24 protein-coding genes are annotated in these 18281 nt (G+C 71.2%); 21 read left to right on the forward strand and 3 right to left on the reverse strand.

All coding sequences use genetic code 11. The annotated features are described in order from the left end of the window. Positions 1 to 4: 4 nt before the first annotated feature. The 10 genes from hisD to OG302_RS30525 all read left to right on the forward strand — a co-directional run bounded on the left by hisD (position 5) and on the right by OG302_RS30525 (position 7781). On the forward strand, positions 5 to 1330 hold the full coding sequence (gene hisD / locus OG302_RS30480; protein WP_371529698.1) for a histidinol dehydrogenase: 1326 nt from the start codon (positions 5 to 7) through the stop codon (positions 1328 to 1330). Beyond that, positions 1306 to 2433 carry a histidinol-phosphate transaminase gene (locus tag OG302_RS30485; RefSeq protein ID WP_371529699.1) on the forward strand — a complete coding sequence of 376 codons (1128 nt, stop codon included), beginning with the start codon at positions 1306 to 1308 and terminating at the stop codon, positions 2431 to 2433. Before hisD ends, OG302_RS30485 begins: the two co-directional genes overlap by 25 nt. Then, positions 2430 to 3023 (forward strand): imidazoleglycerol-phosphate dehydratase HisB, encoded by a 594-nt coding sequence (hisB, locus tag OG302_RS30490; protein WP_371529700.1) that lies wholly within the window; start codon positions 2430 to 2432, stop codon positions 3021 to 3023. Before OG302_RS30485 ends, hisB begins: the two co-directional genes overlap by 4 nt. 4 nt (positions 3024 to 3027) lie before the next feature. Continuing rightward, entirely contained in the window at positions 3028 to 3192 is a 165-nt protein-coding gene (locus OG302_RS30495) for a hypothetical protein (RefSeq protein WP_361826800.1), read from the forward strand. A 13-nt stretch (positions 3193 to 3205) separates the two neighbouring features. Beyond that, a complete protein-coding gene (gene hisH / locus OG302_RS30500; RefSeq protein ID WP_371529701.1) occupies positions 3206 to 3859 on the forward strand; it encodes an imidazole glycerol phosphate synthase subunit HisH in 654 nt (217 codons plus the stop codon). A gap of 17 nt (positions 3860 to 3876) precedes the next feature. Beyond that, positions 3877 to 4605: a bifunctional 1-(5-phosphoribosyl)-5-((5-phosphoribosylamino)methylideneamino)imidazole-4-carboxamide isomerase/phosphoribosylanthranilate isomerase PriA gene (priA, locus tag OG302_RS30505; RefSeq protein ID WP_361828456.1), complete on the forward strand. Its 729-nt coding sequence runs from the start codon at positions 3877 to 3879 to the stop codon at positions 4603 to 4605. Beyond that, the gene (locus OG302_RS30510) at positions 4602 to 5021 is read left to right on the forward strand and encodes a RidA family protein (RefSeq protein WP_371529702.1); all 420 of its coding nucleotides are present in this window, start codon (positions 4602 to 4604) and stop codon (positions 5019 to 5021) included. The genes priA and OG302_RS30510 overlap by 4 nt, the downstream gene beginning before the upstream one ends. Next, complete coding sequence (hisF, locus tag OG302_RS30515; RefSeq protein ID WP_371529703.1) at positions 5018 to 5773, forward strand: imidazole glycerol phosphate synthase subunit HisF; 756 nt, start codon at positions 5018 to 5020, stop codon at positions 5771 to 5773. The genes OG302_RS30510 and hisF overlap by 4 nt, the downstream gene beginning before the upstream one ends. A 119-nt stretch (positions 5774 to 5892) precedes the next feature. Then, positions 5893 to 6495, forward strand: coding sequence for an ArsR/SmtB family transcription factor (locus tag OG302_RS30520; RefSeq protein WP_371529704.1), 603 nt, complete (start codon positions 5893 to 5895; stop codon positions 6493 to 6495). A gap of 14 nt (positions 6496 to 6509) precedes the next feature. Then, positions 6510 to 7781, forward strand: a complete 1272-nt coding sequence (locus OG302_RS30525) for an MFS transporter (protein WP_371529705.1) — start codon at positions 6510 to 6512, stop codon at positions 7779 to 7781. A gap of 5 nt (positions 7782 to 7786) precedes the next feature. On the opposite strand, the gene OG302_RS30530 is transcribed toward OG302_RS30525, so the two are convergent. Beyond that, positions 7787 to 8188 carry a VOC family protein gene (locus tag OG302_RS30530; protein ID WP_371529706.1) on the reverse strand — a complete coding sequence of 134 codons (402 nt, stop codon included), beginning with the start codon at positions 8186 to 8188 and terminating at the stop codon, positions 7787 to 7789. Further along, complete coding sequence (locus tag OG302_RS30535) at positions 8188 to 8823, reverse strand: TIGR03085 family metal-binding protein (protein ID WP_361826783.1); 636 nt, start codon at positions 8821 to 8823, stop codon at positions 8188 to 8190. The genes OG302_RS30530 and OG302_RS30535 overlap by 1 nt, the downstream gene beginning before the upstream one ends. 82 nt (positions 8824 to 8905) lie before the next feature. Here OG302_RS30535 and hisI point away from each other — a divergent pair, with 82 nt between their 5' ends. After that, complete coding sequence (hisI, locus tag OG302_RS30540; RefSeq protein WP_371529707.1) at positions 8906 to 9286, forward strand: phosphoribosyl-AMP cyclohydrolase; 381 nt, start codon at positions 8906 to 8908, stop codon at positions 9284 to 9286. Here the strand turns inward: hisI and OG302_RS30545 are convergent. Continuing rightward, complete coding sequence (locus OG302_RS30545) at positions 9267 to 9734, reverse strand: hypothetical protein (RefSeq protein ID WP_361826778.1); 468 nt, start codon at positions 9732 to 9734, stop codon at positions 9267 to 9269. The genes hisI and OG302_RS30545 overlap by 20 nt on opposite strands. Positions 9735 to 9812: 78 nt before the next feature. Between OG302_RS30545 and OG302_RS30550 the strand changes: the two genes are divergently transcribed. The 10 genes from OG302_RS30550 (at position 9813) to lgt (ending at position 18253) form a co-directional block, all read left to right on the forward strand. Beyond that, positions 9813 to 11315, forward strand: a complete 1503-nt coding sequence (locus OG302_RS30550) for an anthranilate synthase component I (RefSeq protein WP_361826776.1) — start codon at positions 9813 to 9815, stop codon at positions 11313 to 11315. Next, positions 11299 to 12003 (forward strand): TIGR02234 family membrane protein, encoded by a 705-nt coding sequence (locus tag OG302_RS30555; protein ID WP_371529708.1) that lies wholly within the window; start codon positions 11299 to 11301, stop codon positions 12001 to 12003. Before OG302_RS30550 ends, OG302_RS30555 begins: the two co-directional genes overlap by 17 nt. A gap of 102 nt (positions 12004 to 12105) precedes the next feature. Next, entirely contained in the window at positions 12106 to 12345 is a 240-nt protein-coding gene (locus OG302_RS30560; RefSeq protein ID WP_371529709.1) for an HGxxPAAW family protein, read from the forward strand. Between the two features lie 115 nt (positions 12346 to 12460). Beyond that, entirely contained in the window at positions 12461 to 12895 is a 435-nt protein-coding gene (locus OG302_RS30565) for a DUF2752 domain-containing protein (protein ID WP_371529710.1), read from the forward strand. Between the two features lie 185 nt (positions 12896 to 13080). After that, positions 13081 to 13890 (forward strand): indole-3-glycerol phosphate synthase TrpC, encoded by an 810-nt coding sequence (trpC, locus tag OG302_RS30570; RefSeq protein ID WP_361826768.1) that lies wholly within the window; start codon positions 13081 to 13083, stop codon positions 13888 to 13890. A 9-nt stretch (positions 13891 to 13899) separates the two neighbouring features. Beyond that, positions 13900 to 14121 carry a tryptophan biosynthesis modulator TrpM gene (gene trpM, locus OG302_RS30575; RefSeq protein WP_371529711.1) on the forward strand — a complete coding sequence of 74 codons (222 nt, stop codon included), beginning with the start codon at positions 13900 to 13902 and terminating at the stop codon, positions 14119 to 14121. A gap of 100 nt (positions 14122 to 14221) precedes the next feature. Next, a complete protein-coding gene (trpB, locus tag OG302_RS30580) occupies positions 14222 to 15508 on the forward strand; it encodes a tryptophan synthase subunit beta (RefSeq protein WP_371529712.1) in 1287 nt (428 codons plus the stop codon). Next, entirely contained in the window at positions 15505 to 16329 is an 825-nt protein-coding gene (gene trpA / locus OG302_RS30585) for a tryptophan synthase subunit alpha (protein WP_371529713.1), read from the forward strand. The genes trpB and trpA overlap by 4 nt, the downstream gene beginning before the upstream one ends. Before the next feature lie 63 nt (positions 16330 to 16392). After that, a complete protein-coding gene (locus OG302_RS30590; RefSeq protein WP_371529714.1) occupies positions 16393 to 17169 on the forward strand; it encodes a DsbA family protein in 777 nt (258 codons plus the stop codon). Between the two features lie 127 nt (positions 17170 to 17296). Continuing rightward, positions 17297 to 18253: a prolipoprotein diacylglyceryl transferase gene (gene lgt, locus OG302_RS30595; protein WP_371529715.1), complete on the forward strand. Its 957-nt coding sequence runs from the start codon at positions 17297 to 17299 to the stop codon at positions 18251 to 18253. Positions 18254 to 18281 lie beyond the last annotated feature (28 nt).

An 18281-nucleotide genomic window follows, 5' to 3' on the forward strand; every position in this document is an offset into this window, starting at 1 on the left:
CCACGTGATCTCCCGAATCGATCTGCGCGGCGACGCCCTCCCCGAGGGCCCCGCCCTGCGCGCCCTGCTGCCCCGTGCCGACTTCGACGTCGCGGCCGCCCTGGAGAAGGTGCGGCCCATCTGCGAGGACGTGCATCATCGTGGCGACGCGGCGCTGATCGAATACGCGGAGAAGTTCGACGGAGTACGGCTGACGCAGGTCCGCGTCCCCGCGACCGCCATCGCCGACGCCCTGACCGGCCTCGACCCGGTCGTGCGCGAGGCCCTGGAGGAGTCGATCCGCCGCGCCCGCATCGTCCACCGCGAGCAGCGCCGTGCCCCGCACACCACCCAGGTCGTGCCCGGCGGCACGGTCACCGAGAAGTGGGTGCCGGTCGAGCGCGTCGGCCTCTACGCACCGGGCGGACGCTCCGTCTACCCGTCCTCCGTGATCATGAACGCGGTTCCGGCGCAGGAGGCGGGCGTCGAGTCGATGGCGCTCGCGTCCCCGCCGCAGGCCGACTTCGACGGCCTTCCGCACCCCACGATCCTCGCCGCCTGCGCCCTCCTCGGCATCGACGAGGTGTACGCGGTGGGCGGCGCCCAGGCCGTCGCGATGTTCGCGTACGGCACCGAGACCTGCGCCCCGGCGAACATGGTCACCGGGCCCGGCAACATCTGGGTCGCCGCCGCCAAGCGGTACTTCACGGGACGCATCGGCATCGACACCGAAGCCGGGCCGACCGAGATCGCGGTCCTCGCCGACGACACCGCGGACGCCGTGCACGTCGCCTCCGACCTGATCAGCCAGGCCGAGCACGACCCGCTGGCCGCCGCCGTCCTCGTCACCGACTCCATCGCGCTTGCCGACGCCGTCGCCAAGGAGCTGGAGCCGCAGGTCGCCGCGACCAAGCACGTCGAGGACCGGATCGTCCCCGCGCTCAGCGGCCGCCAGTCCGCGATCGTCCTGGTCGACGGCCTGGAGGAGGGCCTGCGCGTCGTCGACGCGTACGGCGCCGAGCACCTGGAGATCCAGACCGCCGACGCCGCCGCCGTCGCCGCCCGCGTCAAGAACGCGGGCGCGATCTTCGTCGGCCCCTGGGCCCCCGTCTCGCTCGGCGACTACTGCGCCGGCTCGAACCACGTGCTGCCGACCGGCGGCTGCGCCTGCCACTCCTCGGGCCTGTCCGTCCAGTCGTTCCTGCGCGGCATCCACATCGTCGACTACACCCGCGACGCGCTCGCCGACGTAGCCCGGCACGTGGTGACGCTCGCCGATGCCGAGGACCTGCCCGCGCACGGTGCGGCCATCAAGGCGAGGTTCGGATGGAAGGTTCCGGAGAGCAAGTGACCCACATCGACGATCTCCCCGTACGCGACGAACTGCGCGGCAAGTCCCCCTACGGCGCCCCCCAGCTCGACGTACCCGTACGTCTGAACACGAACGAGAACCCGTACCCGCTCCCCGAGCCGCTCGTCGAGCGCATCGCCGAGCGCGTCCGCGAGGCGGCCCGCGACCTCAACCGCTACCCCGACCGCGACGCGGTCGAGCTGCGCACCGAGCTCGCGCGCTACCTCACGAACACCGGCGGCCACGAGGTCACCCTCGCCAACGTCTGGGCGGCCAACGGCTCGAACGAAGTCATCCAGCAGCTCCTGCAGACCTTCGGCGGGCCCGGCCGCACCGCCATCGGCTTCGAGCCCTCGTACTCGATGCACGGGCTCATCGCGCGCGGCACCGGCACCGGCTGGATCTCGGGCCCGCGCGGCGACGACTTCACGATCGACGTCGAAGCGGCGACGAAGACCATCGCCGAGAACCGGCCCGACGTCGTCTTCATCACCACCCCCAACAACCCCACGGGCAACGCCGTCTCCGGCGACACCGTCCTCGCGCTCTACGAAGCCGCGCAGGCCGCGAAGCCCTCGATGGTCGTGGTCGACGAGGCGTACGTGGAGTTCAGCCACGGCGACTCGCTGCTCCCGCTGCTCGCGGGCCGCCCGAACCTCGTCATCTCCCGCACCATGTCGAAGGCCTTCGGGGCCGCCGGGCTCCGCCTCGGCTACCTCGCCGCCGACCCCGCGGTCGTCGACGCCGTACAGCTCGTACGCCTGCCGTATCACCTGTCGGCCGTCACCCAGGCCACCGCGCTGGCCGCCCTGGAGCACACCGACACGCTCCTGAAGTACGTCGAGCAGCTGAAGCGGGAGCGCGACCGGCTGGTGAGCGAGCTGCGTGCGATCGGCTACGAGGTCACCGACTCCGACGCCAACTTCGTGCAGTTCGGGCGATTCGAAGATGCCCACGCGGTCTGGCAGCGGATCCTCGACCGGGGGGTCCTGGTCCGCGACAACGGCGTACCGGGGTGGCTGCGGGTCTCCGCGGGAACCCCCGACGAAAACGACGCGTTCCTCGATGCGGTACGCGAACTGAAGAAGGAGCAGCAGGCATGAGCCGCGTTGGACGGGTCGAACGGACCACCAAGGAGACGTCGGTCCTCGTCGAGATCGATCTCGACGGCAAGGGCGAGGTGGCAGTATCCACAGGGGTCGGCTTCTACGACCACATGCTCGACCAGCTCGGCCGCCACGGCCTCTTCGACCTCACGGTCAAGACCGAGGGCGACCTGCACATCGACACCCACCACACCATCGAGGACACCGCCCTCGCCCTGGGCGCCGCCTTCAAGCAGGCGCTCGGCGACAAGGTCGGCATCTACCGCTTCGGCAACTGCACGGTCCCGCTCGACGAGTCGCTCGCCCAGGTCACCGTCGACCTGAGCGGCCGTCCGTACCTCGTGCACACCGAGCCCGAGACCATGGCGCCGATGATCGGCACGTACGACACGACGATGACCCGGCACATCCTGGAGTCCTTCGTCGCGCAGGCCCAGATCGCCCTGCACGTGCACGTGCCCTACGGCCGCAACGCCCACCACATCGTGGAGTGCCAGTTCAAGGCCCTCGCCCGCGCGCTGCGTTACGCATCGGAGCGCGACCCGCGCGCCGCCGGGATCCTCCCCTCCACGAAGGGCGCGCTGTAAAGCCATGACCGGTCTCAACACCATCCTCATCGTCGTCGGGCTCTTCCTGATCGGCGGCATCATCTCCTTCGTCAAGCAGGGGATGCCCAAGGGCCTGATCACGCTGCTCTCCATCGGCGCGGCCATGTGCCTCGTCGCGGGGATCATGCGGCTCGACTACTGGAACTGAGGGGCGTACGCGAATGAGCACTCCCCAGAATCCACGCAAGAAGGTCGTCGTCTTCGACTACGGCTTCGGGAACGTCCGTTCCGCCGAGCGCGCCCTCGCGCGCGCGGGCGCGGACGTCGAGATCACCCGTGACTACGACACGGCCATGAACGCCGACGGACTCCTCGTCCCCGGTGTCGGCGCCTTCGCCGCCTGCATGCAGGGGCTCAAGGAGGCGCGCGGCGACTGGATCGTGGGCCGCAGGCTCGCGGGCGGCCGACCCGTGATGGGCATCTGCGTCGGCATGCAGATCCTCTTCGCGCGCGGCATCGAGCACGACGTGGAGGCCGAGGGCCTCGACGAGTGGCCCGGCACCGTCGAGCCGCTGAAGGCCGACATCGTCCCGCACATGGGCTGGAACACCGTCGAGGCGCCCGAGGGCTCCCAGCTCTTCGCGGGCCTCGACGCCGAAGCCCGCTACTACTTCGTGCACTCCTACGCCGTGCACCACTGGGACTTCGAGGCCGGCAACCCCGCCTTCCGCGCGCCCAAGGTCGCCTGGACCACGCACGGCGAGCCCTTCGTGGCGGCCGTCGAGAACGGCGCTCTGTGGGCCACGCAGTTCCACCCCGAGAAGTCCGGCGACGCCGGCGCCCAGCTCCTCACCAACTGGATCGGAACCCTCTAGGAATGTCAGGGACCTCTGTGAGCAAGCTCGAACTCCTTCCCGCCGTCGACGTCCGCGACGGCCAGGCCGTACGTCTCGTCCATGGCGAGTCCGGATCGGAGACCTCCTACGGCTCCCCGCTGGAGGCCGCCCTCTCCTGGCAGCGGTCGGGCGCCGAGTGGCTGCACCTGGTCGACCTGGACGCCGCGTTCGGCACCGGCGACAACCGCGCGCTGATCCGCGAGGTCACCGAGGCCATGGACATCAAGGTGGAGCTGTCCGGCGGCATCCGCGACGACGACACGCTCGCCGCGGCCCTGGCCACCGGCTGCACCCGCGTGAACCTCGGCACCGCAGCCCTGGAGACCCCGGAGTGGGTCGCCAAGGTCATCGCCGAGCACGGCGACAAGATCGCGGTCGGCCTCGACGTACGCGGCACGACGCTGCGCGGCCGCGGCTGGACCCGCGACGGCGGCGACCTCTACGAGACCCTGGAGCGCCTCAACTCCGAGGGCTGCGCCCGCTACGTCGTCACCGACATCGCCAAGGACGGCACGCTGCAGGGCCCGAACCTGGAGCTCCTGAAGAACGTCTGCGCGGCCACGGACCGTCCGGTCGTCGCCTCCGGCGGCGTCTCGTCCCTGGACGACCTGCGCGCCATCGCCGAGCTCGTCCCGCAGGGCGTCGAGGGCGCCATCGTCGGCAAGGCGCTGTACGCGAAGGCCTTCACGCTCGAAGAGGCCCTCGCCGCGGTGGCCTCGTCATGAGTGACATCGTCCGCAGGGTGAGCTCGGGCGGACCGTGGGAGGAGGCCATCGGGTACTCCCGCGCCGTCGAGCTGCCCAACGGCCTCGTCCTGGTGTCCGGTTGCACGTCGGTGGTGAACGGCGTCATAGACGCCGGAACCCCCTACGAGCAGGCGGCCAACGCCTTCCACGTCGCCGTCGAGGCGCTGAAGAAGCTGGGCCTTGGCCGGGAGCACGTCGTACGCACCCGCATGTACCTGACCCACGCGCGTGACGTGGAGGAGGTCGGCCGGGCCCACAAGGAGCTCTTCGACGATGTCCGCCCCGCCGCGTCGATGATCATCGTCTCCGGCTTCGTCGACCCGAGCCTGGTCGTCGAGGTCGAGGTCGAGGCGTACCGGTCCGACCGGGCCGATCGAGGAGCTGAGACGTCATGACCCTCGCGGTACGCGTGATCCCCTGCTTGGACGTGGACAACGGCCGGGTCGTCAAGGGTGTCAACTTCCAGAACCTCCGGGACGCGGGCGACCCCGTCGAGATGGCCAAGGTGTACGACGCCGAAGGCGCCGACGAGCTCACCTTCCTGGACATCACCGCGTCCTCCGGCAACCGCGAGACCACGTACGACGTGGTGCGCCGCACCGCCGAGCAGGTCTTCATCCCGCTCACGGTGGGCGGCGGCGTCCGTACGGCGGAGGACGTCGACAAGCTGCTGCGCGCGGGCGCGGACAAGGTCGGGGTCAACACGGCCGCGATCGCGCGCCCCGAGCTGATCCGCGAGATCGCGGAGCGGTTCGGCCGCCAGGTGCTTGTCCTGTCGGTGGACGCGCGGCGCACCGAGTCCGGGAACTTCGAGGTGACGACCCACGGCGGCCGCAAGTCCGCCGGGATCGACGCCGTCGAATGGGCGCACCAGGCCGCCGAGTTGGGCGCGGGGGAGATCCTGCTCAACTCGATGGACGCGGACGGCACCAAGGACGGCTACGACATCGAGATGATCGCGGCGGTACGCCGGCACGTCACCGTCCCGGTCATCGCCTCCGGCGGCGCGGGCCGCCTGGACCACTTCCCGCCCGCGATCGCCGCGGGCGCTGACGCGGTGCTCGCCGCGTCGGTCTTCCACTTCGGGGATCTGCGGATCGGCGAGGTCAAGGACACGCTGCGGGAGGCGGGCCACCCCGTCCGCTGAGCTTGTTCTGCGCGTAAGCCCTGGTCACTGGGTGGCCGGGGCTTTTCGCCGCCCTGTTGGGAAAGAAAACTTGCGCAATTTATATTGCGCAAGTTTTCTTTCGTACCTACGGTGAAGGCATGAACGACAAGCAGCCCGAGCCCGGCGAGCCCCGCCGCATCACCGATGTCGACACGCTCAAGGCCTTCGGGCACCCCCTGCGGCTGAAGATCTACAGCACGCTGCGGGTCGCGGGTCCGGCGACCGCCTCACAGATCGCCGCACAGGTCGACGAGGCGGTCTCGCTCGTCAGCTATCACCTGCGGAAGCTCGCCGAGCCCGGCCTCATCAGGGAGGCCGAGGTGCAGAGCGGGGACGCGCGGGAGCGGTGGTGGGAAGCCGCGCAGGAGACCGTGAGCTTCCGGCACGAGGACTTCAAGGACACCCCAGAGGGTGCCGCCGCGCACACGGCCGTCCTCCGCACGCTGATCGCACACCGCGAGGAGCAGTACCACACCTACCTCGCCCAGCAGTCGGCCTGGGGCGCCGAGTGGCGCAGGGCCGCGGACCAGTCGGACTTCCTCGCCCGCCTGAACCCCGCCGAACTCACACGGCTCAACGCCGAGATCTCCGCCCTGATCAAGACGTACGAGGAGCAGGGCAAGGCCGCCGAGGCGGCGGGCGACACCGAGGGGCGCGAGAACGTCGCCCTGCATCTGGCCAGCTTTCCGTTCCGGATCTGAGAGGCCCGCCCCACATGACCACCACCGGCATACGTACGGCTCCCGTGACGGAGAGACCCGCGCACCGGGACGGCAATGTTCTTCGCTGGCTGGGCGCGTACAGCGCGTCCGCGATCGGCGACAACGTCTTCTACCTCGCCCTGTCCTGGGCCGCCATCAAGTCCGGCAGCCCCGCGCAGGCGGGCCTGGTCATGGCCGTCAGCGCAGTGCCGCGTGCGCTCCTGATGCTCGGCGGGGGAGTCGTGGCCGACCGGTTCGGGCCCCGCCGGGTCGTCATCGGCAGTGACGCGGTGCGGTGCGCCGCGGTGTTCGCGGTGGCGGCGCTGCTGGCCCTCGCGAGCCCCGGAGTGTGGCCGCTCGCCGCGCTCGGCTTCGTCTTCGGCACCGTCGACGCGCTGTTCATGCCCGCGGTGGGCGCCCTTCCGGCCCGCATCACGGCTCGGCACCAGCTCGCCCGGGTGCAGGGCATGCGCGGCCTGGTGATCCGCCTCGCCAATGTCGTGGGGGCGCCCCTCGGAGGGCTCGGCATCGCACTCGGCGGGTCGGCCGCGGCGTTCGGCATCGCCGGGCTGCTCTTCGCGGCGTCGCTGCCGCTGCTGATGTCCGTCCGCATCGCGAAGCTGCCCGCCGAAGAGAGAGCCGGGGAGAGCGCCGGAGAGGGGACGGGCAGCGGGCGGACCGCGTGGAGGGAACTCGGCGACGGGCTCCGGTACATCCGGCGGCACCGGGTCCTCGCCCCGCTGATGGTGGTCGTCGCCCTGGGGGACCTCGGCTTCGTAGGACCCCTGAACATCGGGCTCACTCTGCTGGCCGACGAGCGCGGCTGGGGAGCGTCGGGCGTGGGCCTCGTCCTCGCCGGGTTCGGGGCGGGAGCCGGCGGATCGGCGCTCCTGCTGACCGTGCGGGGGCGGCTGCCGAGGGCGGGGCTCGTGCTGTCCGGGACGTGCGCCGTGGGAGCCGTGGGGATCGGCGCCGTGGCGTATGTGCCGAGCCTGCCCGCCGCCGCCGGAGCGGCGCTGCTCGTCGGCCTCCTGGTGGGACTCACCGGAGCCCTGGCCTCGGCGCTCGCGCAGACGGAGGCGGACCCTGCGTACGTCGGCCGGGTCACCGCCGTCGGCGGCCTGGTCAGCCTGGGCGTGGCACCGCTGACGTTCCCGCTGACCGGGTGGGCCGTGGAGATCTGGGGGACGGCCCCCATCTTCACCGTCAGCGCGGCGACGTGCGCGCTCGCCGGTGTCTACGGGCTCAGCTCGCGGGGGCTGCGGGCGGCCGAACTGCCCCGCTGACGCCCCTACGCCCCCGGCGCCGCCTGCATCAGCTGGACCAGGTTGCCCACCGTGTCGTCGAGCACCGCGGTGATCACCGGGCCCTGCGCCTGAGGGCCGTGCGCGAACCGGACCCCCAGCCCCTTCAGCCGCTCGTGCTCGGCCCGCACATCGTCGACCCCGAGGACGATGCACGGGATCCCCGCCTCGTGCAGGGCCTTGTGATAGGGCTCCGCGATGGGCCCCTCGCCCGGTTCGAGCAGCAGCTCCACGTCACCGCGACCGCCCGCCGCCCCGACCGTGACGAAGGGCGTACCGCCGCCCGGCACCACGTGATGGCGGGTCTCGAAGCCCAGGACGTCCGTGTAGAAGGCGTGGGCCTTGGCCACGTCGTCCACGTACACCCCGGCCATCGCGACCCTGATCATCAGAGGCCCAGTTGCTTCGTCTCGTGCAGCCTGGCGATCGCGTCCTTGTCGCCGTCCAGCTCGACGTTGGCCGCGTCCTGGCGCCCGTGCGCGAACATCAGCAGCTCGGAGGGCTCACCGGTCACCGTCACCACGGGAGTACCGCGGTGCGCCACCACCGTCTGGCCGTCGGGGCGCCGCAGGACCACGCCCACCGGCGCCTTGCGGCCCACCAGGCGGGCCATCCGCTCGAGGCGCGACCACAGGGCGTCCGAGAACACCGGGTCCAGCTCGCGCGGCGTCCAGTCGGGCTGCGCGCGGCGCACGTCCTCGGTGTGGACGTAGAACTCGACGGCGTTCGACGCCTCGTCGATCTGCTTGAGGGAGAAGGGCGAGAAACGCGGCGGTCCCGTCCTGATCAGCTGGATCAGTTCCTCGTACGGCTTCGCGGCGAACTCGGCCTGCACCCGTTCGAGGCGCGAGGCGAGCTGTTTGATCAGCAGCCCGCCCGCGGCGTCCGCGCGGCGCTCGCGGACCACCACATGAGCTGCGAGATCGCGGGTGTTCCAGCCCTCGCAGAGGGTGGGGGCGTCGGGGCCCTCGGCCTCCAACAGATCGGCCAGGAGAAGTCGTTCACGCTTGGCATGGGTCGACATACGCCCCAGCGTACGACTCGCCCCCCGGTCCGCACAGTGGACAGGGCCCGGCGGTGTCACCCGGGCGCGGCACAATGGGGCCATGACCGCCACGCCCCCGCCCAGCAGCCTCGACCCCGAGATCGCCGCCCGCCTCAAGCGCGGCGCGGACGGCCTCGTCCCCGCCGTCGCCCAGCAGTACGACACCGGCGAGGTGCTGATGCTGGGCTGGATGGACGACGAGGCGCTGCACCGCACGCTCACCACGGGGCGCTGCACGTACTGGTCGCGCAGCCGACAGGAGTACTGGGTCAAGGGCGACACGTCAGGCCACTTCCAGTACGTGAAGTCCGTGGCCCTCGACTGCGACGCGGACACCGTCCTGGTCCAGGTCGACCAGCTCGGCGCCGCCTGTCACACCGGCACCCGCACCTGCTTCGACGCCGACACCCTCCCGGTCACCTTCACCGGCACCGAAGCGTGATCGTCTCGCCGTCCCGCAGCACGATGCGGGACGGATCGCCGGCCCAGCGGCGCCCGGCGACGTCGGCGCCGCACTTCTCCCGTACGCCGCTCACGCCCCACTCGGTCATGAACTGACCCAGGGTGAAGTCCCGCCAGCGCTCCGACTCCACGTGCAGGGTGCCCGTCGTGTCGTGCGTGTGCAGCGGGCTGTAGCGGGGCTTCGGGCCCGAGCGGTCGATGCCGATGTCCGCGGGGACCGTGACGGGGCTGCCGCCCGAGTAGACCTTCAGGGTGGTGTGGATGTGCATGTCCATCGCCTCGGAGTCGAGCATCTCCAGGCCCGCGGCGCGGACCCGCTCGGGCACGTCCTTGGGGGCGGGCCACACCACGGGGCCGGGCGCGGCGGCCGCGAACGCGGTCGAGGCGAGGAGGAGGGCAAAGGCGGTCAGCGTACGGCGGTTGGTCATCGTCCCGTTCTAGTGGCAGACGTTCCGCCTGTCGGCCCGCGACACCGTCCGCCACCCACACGGCCGTAAGCTCCTCCCATGGATCTCGAGACCTTCCGCAAGCTCGCGAGCGACCGCCGAGTGATCCCCGTCAGCCGCAGGCTCCTCGCGGACGGTGACACGCCCGTCGGCCTCTACCGCAAGCTCGCCGCAGAGCGGCCCGGCACGTTCCTCCTGGAGTCCGCGGAGAACGGCCGGTCGTGGTCTCGCTACTCCTTCGTCGGCGTCCGCAGCGCCGCCACCCTCACCACCCGGGACGGCGAGGCCCACTGGCTCGGCACCCCGCCCGTCGGCGTCCCCACGTCGGGCGACCCGCTCGACGCCCTGCGCGCGACCGTCGAGACCCTGCACACCCCGGGCGACCTGGCGTCCGGGATGCCGCCCTTCACCGGCGGGATGGTCGGGTACCTCGGCTACGACATCGTGCGCCGCCTGGAGAAGATCGGCCCCGGCGAGCGGGACGACCTCCAGCTGCCCGAGCTGACCATGCTGCTCACCAGCGACCTCGCCGTCCTCGACCACTGGGACGGCTCCGTGCTCCTGATCGCCAACGCGATCAACCACAACGACCTGGAGACGGGCGTCGACGAGGCGTACACCGACGCGGTCGCCCGGCTCGACGCCATGGAGGCCGACCTGTCGCGGGCCGTCTCGCAGCCCCCGGCCGCCCTGCCGCCGTCCGAGCTCCCCGAGTACACCGCGCTGTGGGGCGGCGAGCAGTACCAAGAGGCCGTCGAGGACATCAAGGAGCGCATCCGCGCGGGCGAGGCCTTCCAGGTCGTCCCCTCGCAGCGCTTCGAAACCCCTTGTGAAGCAAGCGCGTTGGACGTGTACCGCGTGCTGCGGGCCACCAACCCGTCGCCGTACATGTACCTCTTCCGCTTCGAGGGATTCGACGTCGTCGGGTCGTCTCCCGAAGCCCTCGTCAAGGTCGAGGACGGGCGCGCCATGGTGCACCCCATCGCGGGCACCCGCCCGCGCGGCGCGACCCCGCAGGAGGACCAGGCCCTCGCCGACGAGCTGCTCGCCGACCCCAAGGAGCGGGCCGAGCACCTGATGCTCGTCGACCTGGGCCGCAACGACCTGGGGCGCGTCTGCGAGCCCGGCTCGGTCGAGGTCGTCGACTTCATGTCCATCGAGCGGTACTCCCACGTCATGCACATCGTGTCGACGGTCACCGGCCAGGTCGCCGACGGCCGCACCGCCTACGACGTCCTCACCGCCTGCTTCCCCGCGGGCACCCTCTCCGGCGCCCCCAAGCCCCGCGCGATGCAGATCATCGACGAGCTGGAGCCCTCCCGGCGCGGCCTGTACGGCGGCTGTGTCGGATATCTCGACTTCGCCGGCGACTCCGACACCGCCATCGCCATCCGCACCGCGCTCCTGCGCGACGGCACCGCATACGTCCAGGCCGGAGCGGGGGTCGTCGCCGACTCCGATCCGGTGGCGGAGGACACCGAGTGCCGCAACAAGGCGGCCGCGGTGCTGCGGGCCATCCACACGGCGAACCGGCTGCGGCGTCCCGATGGACGTGAGGGATAGTGGAGGGGTGACTTCTGCCGTACCACCGCCCCGCACCCAGGCTGCTGATCCCGCTGGTGCCGCCGAGGCCGACGCCGAGCCCGAGACCCGGGCCCAGCGCAGCGGTCGGCGCAGCATCGGCGTCGCCCTGCTGTTCGGCGCTGTCGGCGCGGCCCTCGCGCTGCTGGCGTCCCGCCAGACCTGGGCGAAGGGCACCGCTTCCGTGGCGGGCGGCGACCTGCCGCTGAGCGCCACGGGCAGCGACGTCACGGGCGTGCCCGCGGCCCTCGCGATAGTGGGCCTCGCCGCGCTCGTCGCCGTCTTCGCCGTCCGCAGGGCCGGGCGGATGCTCGTCTCGCTGCTGCTCGCGCTGAGCGGCGCGGGCACCGTGGCCGCCGCACTCCTCGCCGCGAACGACAGCGGCGCACTCGACGAGAAGGCCGCCGAGGCCTCCGGCGACACCGCCGCCACGATCGGTGACCTCAGCCACACGGCCTGGCCGTACGCCGCGGCCGCCGCGGGCGCGCTGATCCTGATCGCCGGGCTCCTCGCCCTGACGTACGGCAGGTCCTGGCCCGCGATGTCGGGACGCTACGAACGCGACGGCGCCCCGCGCCCGCGCAAGGCGCCGCCCAAGGTGGACCCGGACCGCCCCGAAGACCTGTGGAAGGCCCTCGACCGCGGTGAGGACCCGACGCGGGAGGCATGACCCCGCGCTCACGGCACACCCGCGAGTACGGGACAATGGAGCGGTGAGCGTTCGGCTCACCCCACGCATCACCACCACGCATACAGCAACGAGGAGCAAGTCATGGCGGGCAGCAGCCACGGACACACCCCGGCCGCCTGGACCGGTGTCATCATCGCCTTCATCGGTTTCTGCGTATCGGGTGCCTTCATGGTGATGGCCAACCCGATGGGCTTCTGGGCCGGCATGGTCATCATCGCCGCCGGTGGCGTCGTGGGCCTGGTCATGCGCGCCGCGGGCCTCGGCCAGGCCAAGCGCCAGCCGCAGCAGAAGGCCGGACAGCTCGCGCACTCCGAGGGCTGAGTTCTCCAAGACGTACGAGGAGGCGGTACCGGCAGTGGCCGGGACCGCCTCTTTTCGCGTTTCCCTGCCGGGCACGGGCCGCCGCCGAAGGGCACAATGCATCGGGTGAAGGCTGATGAACGCTGAACCCGGGAGCGCGGCACCACCCGTCGGAACCGCACTGCGGCGCCTCGCGGTGCCCGTCGGCGTGCTCGGCTCGGTGATCGCCGCCTTCGCCTACGTGGGGACGGTCGACCCGAACGAGCCGGGCCACTACCCCGCCTGCCCGCTGCTCCGGCTCACCGGCGTGTTCTGCCCCGGCTGCGGCGGACTGCGCAGCGCCCACGCGTTCATCCACGGCGACCTCGCCACGGCACTGGGCGCCAACGCGCTCGCCGTCGTCGGGTACGGCGTCTTCGCGGTCCTGTGGACCCTCTGGGCGGCCCGCGCGGTGCGCGGACAACGCGTGCGGATCGAGTTGGGGCCCGCGCACCTGTACGGGATCGGGGTGCTCGTCGCGGTCTTCACCCTCGTACGCAATCTGCCGTTCGGGGCATGGCTGCACCCTTGATAATTCGAGAAAGCCCAGGCAGCGGGGGTACGGGGTGTCCAGGACGTGGGACTGGCGTCAACCGGATGCGGGGCCTTCGCCCTCCTGCGGATACCATCGCAGTGACCATCGGAATGCCTGATGAGGCAGCCGAACAGCCTGAGGTTCAAACAGCAGCTTCACCGTCAGGGAAGGGGACCGCTCGCGTGAGTGTGCTCGACGAGATCATCGACGGAGTCCGTGCCGACCTCGCGGAACGGCAGGCGCGCGTCAGCCTCGACGAGCTCAAGGAGCGCGCGGCGAAGGCTCCTGCGGCCAAGGACGGGGTCGCCGCGCTGCGCGGCGACGGCGTCAAGGTCATCTGTGAGGTCAAGCGCTCCAGCCCGTCCAAGGGCGCGCTCGCCGCGATCGCCGACCCGGCCGGACTCGCCGCCGACTACGAGGCGGGCGGCGCCGCCGTCATCTCCGTGCTCACCGAGCAGCGCCGCTTCGGCGGTTCGCTCGCCGACCTGGAGGCCGTCCGGGCCAAGGTCGACATCCCGGTGCTCCGCAAGGACTTCATCGTCACCTCGTACCAGCTGTGGGAGGCGCGTGCCTACGGCGCCGACCTCGCCCTGCTGATCGTCGCCGCCCTGGAGCAGCCCGCCCTGGAGTCGCTCATCGAGCGTGCCCATTCGATCGGCCTCACGCCGATCGTCGAGGTGCACGACGAGGACGAGGCCGAGCGGGCCGTGGACGCGGGCGCGCGGGTCATCGGCGTCAACAACCGTGACCTCAAGACCCTGAAGGTCGACCGCTCCACCTTCGAGCGCGTCGCGCCCGAGCTGCCGGACAGCGTCGTCAAGATCGCCGAGTCCGGTGTGCGCGGGCCGCACGACCTCATCGCGTTCGCCAACGCGGGCGCCGACGCGGTCCTCGTCGGGGAGTCCCTGGTGACCGGCCGCGACCCGAAGTCCGCGGTCTCCGATCTGGTCGCCGCGGGCGCACACCCGGCACTCCGCCACGGGCGGAGCTGACCCCTCCCGATGACCGCCTTCGCCCGCCTCGCACCCGGCTGCCGCCCCCGCGGCTGCCGGGCGCCCGCGCGGCGCGTGCACGGCCGCAGGGTGCGGTACGTCATCGGCGATGAGCCGGGTCAGGTGAACGGGATGCGATGGCCGAGCGCCCCGTCAGGGGCGCGGGGAACTGCGCGACCAGCCACGGCGTCGCGTCGGCCGGACGAACCGTCCGCCCTTCACGGCGCGTAGCCGTCCTCACCTCGGTGGGGCCTGCTCGCGCAGTTCCCCGCGCCCCTGGCGGGGTCGATCGCATAGCAGATCACCCATTCACGTCATGTGAGGTAGAGGCATGTCCAGCGAGTACTTCCACCCAGACCCAGAGGGTCAAGTCCCCACCGCCGAGGGCTACTTCGGCGCATTCGGCGGCAAGTTCATCCCGGAGGCCCTCGTCGCCGCCGTGGACGAGGTCGCCGTCGAGTACGACAAGGCCAAGAACGACCCCGAGTTCGCCCGCGAGCTCGACGACCTCCTGGTCAACTACACCGGCCGCCCGAGCAGCCTCACCGAGGTGCCCCGGTTCGCCGAACACGCCGGTGGCGCCCGGATCTTCCTCAAGCGCGAGGACCTGAACCACACCGGCTCGCACAAGATCAACAACGTGCTCGGCCAGGCCCTGCTCACCAAGCGCATGGGCAAGACCCGCGTCATCGCGGAGACCGGCGCCGGACAGCACGGCGTCGCCACGGCCACCGCCTGTGCGCTCTTCGGCCTCGAGTGCACCATCTACATGGGCGAGATCGACACCGAGCGCCAGGCCCTGAACGTGGCCCGCATGCGCATGCTCGGCGCCGAGGTCATCGCCGTGAAGTCCGGCAGTCGCACCCTGAAGGACGCCATCAACGAGGCGTTCCGCGACTGGGTCGCCAATGTGGACCGCACGCACTACCTCTTCGGGACCGTCGCGGGCCCGCATCCCTTCCCCGCCATGGTGCGCGACTTCCACCGCGTCATCGGCGTGGAGGCCCGCCGCCAGATCCTGGAGCGCGCCGGACGCCTGCCCGACGCCGCCGTGGCCTGCGTGGGCGGCGGCTCGAACGCCATCGGCCTCTTCCACGCCTTCATCCCGGACGCCGGTGTCCGCCTCATCGGGTGCGAGCCCGCGGGCCACGGCATCGAGACCGGCGAGCACGCGGCCACGCTGAGCGCCGGCGAGCCCGGCATCCTGCACGGCTCGCGGTCGTACGTCCTCCAGGACGAGGAAGGGCAGATCACCGAGCCCTACTCGATCTCCGCCGGACTCGACTACCCGGGCATCGGTCCCGAGCACGCCTACCTCAAGGACAGCGGCCGCGGCGAGTACCGCGCGGTCACCGACGACGCGGCCATGCAGGCCCTGCGCCTCCTGTCGCGCACCGAGGGCATCATCCCGGCCATCGAGAGCGCCCACGCCCTCGCCGGGGCCCTGGAGATCGGCAAGGAGCTCGGCAAGGACGGGCTGCTGATCATCAACCTGTCCGGGCGCGGCGACAAGGACATGGACACGGCCGCGCGCTACTTCGGCCTGTACGACACGGACGCCGCCGTGGAGGCGGACGCGGCCGGCACCGGCGCGGAGATCGAGGGGGACGCGAAGTGAGCGGCAACATCAGGCTGTTGGACGACACCCTCGCGGCGGCGAAGTCCGAGGGACGCTCCGCCCTCATCGCCTACCTCCCGGCCGGGTTCCCGACCGTGGACGGCGGCATCGCGGCGATCAAGGCCGTCTTCGAGGGCGGCGCCGACGTCGTGGAGGTCGGCCTCCCGCACAGCGACCCGGTCCTCGACGGCCCCGTCATCCAGACCGCCGACGACATCGCGCTCAAGGCGGGCCTCAAGATCGCCGACGTGATGCGCACGGTGCGCGAGGCGTACGAGGCGACCGGCAAGCCGGTGCTCGTCATGACGTACTGGAACCCGATCGACCGCTATGGCGTCGAGCGCTTCACCGCCGAGCTCGCCGAGGCGGGCGGCGCGGGCTGCATCCTGCCCGACCTGCCCGTCCAGGAGTCGGGCCTGTGGAGGGAGCACGCCGAGAAGCACGGCCTTGCGACGGTCTTCGTCGTCGCGCCGAGCAGCAAGGACGAGCGCCTCGCCACCATCACGGCGGCCGGTTCCGGCTTCGTGTACGCGGCGTCGCTGATGGGCGTCACGGGCACCCGTGAGTCCGTCGGCGAGCAGGCGCAGGAACTGGTGCGGCGCACCAAGGCCACCACCGACCTGCCGGTCTGTGTCGGCCTCGGGGTCTCCAACGCCCGCCAGGCCGCCGAGGTCGCGGGCTTCGCCGACGGCGTGATCGTCGGTTCGGCCTTCGTCCAGCGGATGCTGGACGCCGAGAACGCCAACGACACGGCCGCAGGCCTTGCCGCCGTCCGTGCGCTCGCGAGTGACCTCGCCCAGGGAGTTCGCGGCAACGCGTAACTCGTACGGGTGGACCTGGGACCGGGGAGGCACGCTCGTGCCTCCCCGGTTCGTTGGCGGGGTGTGAGTGAGAAGAACCGTGAGGGAAAGCGCGCGGCCCGCGACCGGCTGGCGGAAGAGCGAGAGCGGCAGAAGTCGCGGGACAAGCAGCGCAGGGTGTTGATCGTGAGCGCTGCCGTCGTCGGCGTGCTCGCGCTCGCCGCCGTGGCCGGTCTGGTCGCTGCCAACTCGGGTGACGACAAGGACACTTCGGGTCCCTTGGCGGTCCCCAAGGGAGCGACCGGCGAGGATCAGCTCGCGATCCCCGTCGGCAAGGACAGCGCCAGGTCCACCCTCACCATCTGGGAGGACTTCCGCTGCCCCGCCTGCAAGCAGTTCGAGGACATGTACCGCAAGACGATCCACGAGCTCACCGACAAGGGTCAGCTCAAGGTCGAGTACCACCTGGCGACGATCATCGACGGGAACATGGGCGGCAGCGGCTCCCTGCGCGCGGCCAACGCGGCCGCCTGCGCCCAGGACGCCGGGAAGTTCACCCCGTACCACGACGTGCTGTACACGAACCAGCCGCCGGAGACGGACGACGCGTTCAGCAAGAACAGCAAGCTGATCGAGCTCGCGGGCAAGGTGAACGGGCTCGTCGACGACACGTTCAAGAAGTGCGTGGACGACGGCAAGCACGACAGCTGGGCCACGAAGTCGAACAAGGCCTTCCAGGAATCGGGCCTGAAGGGCACGCCGAGCGTGCTGCTCGACGGCAAGGACATCTTCGGTGACCAGAAGAATCCGCTGACCCCGGCGAAGCTGAAGGCGAAGGTCGAGGAAGCCAGCAAGGGCTAGCCGCGCCTGGTCGCGCCTCGCGCCTCGCGGCGGGGTCCTCGCGGGCCCCGCCACGAGGTCCTGTTATGGAGACGTAGCCGGGCTGGTTGCCTCGGGCACCACCCGGCACGGTAGCGTCGGACCTGCCATGGACCTTGCCTTCATTCCCAGCCCGTCGCGCGGTGTGGTCGAACTCGGACCCATTCCGCTGCGCGGCTACGCGTTCTGCATCATCATCGGCGTCTTCGTCGCCGTCTGGCTCGGCAACAAGCGGTGGATCGCTCGCGGGGGCCGCCCAGGCACCGTGGCCGACATCTCCGTCTGGGCCGTGCCGTTCGGCCTCGTCGGCGGGCGTCTCTACCACGTGATCACGGACTACCAGCTGTACTTCAGCGAGGGCCGTGACTGGGTGGACGCCTTCAAGATCTGGGAGGGCGGCCTCGGTATCTGGGGCGCGATCGCGTTCGGCGCGGTCGGCGCCTGGATCGGCTGTCGCCGGCGCGGCATCCCGCTGCCCGCCTGGGCCGACGCCCTCGCCCCCGGCATCGCCTTCGCCCAGGCCATCGGCCGCTGGGGCAACTGGTTCAACCAGGAGCTGTACGGCAAGGCCACGGATCTGCCGTGGGCGCTGAAGATCACGTCGGCGGAGGACGGCCGGGTCCCCGGCACGTACCACCCGACGTTCCTCTACGAGTCGCTCTGGTGCATCGGCGTCGGCTTCCTCGTCATCTGGGCCGACCGCCGCTTCAAGCTGGGCCACGGCCGGGCGTTCGCACTGTACGTCGCCTCGTACTGCGCCGGGCGCGGCTGGATCGAGTACATGCGCGTCGACGACGCGCACCACGTGCTCGGCCTGCGCCTGAACGTCTGGACCGCCATCGCGGTGTTCATCCTCGCCGTCGTGTACTTCGTGCTCTCCGCGAAGAAGCGCCCCGGACGCGAGGAGATCGTCGAGCCCGTGCCTGACGGCGAGGGCGCCTCGGACGACGACCACAACAAGGACGCGGCCAAGGCCGACCTGTCCCAGGACTCCAAGGAACCCGAGGACTCCAAGGACTCCAAGGACAAGGACGGCGCAGGAGCCGAGTCCGCCAAGAAGGGCTGACGCGCCTCCTCCCTCGTACGCCCGTACG

Origin of the sequence: Streptomyces sp. NBC_01283 (genome assembly GCF_041435335.1) — a bacterium.
Taxonomy (GTDB): domain Bacteria; phylum Actinomycetota; class Actinomycetes; order Streptomycetales; family Streptomycetaceae; genus Streptomyces.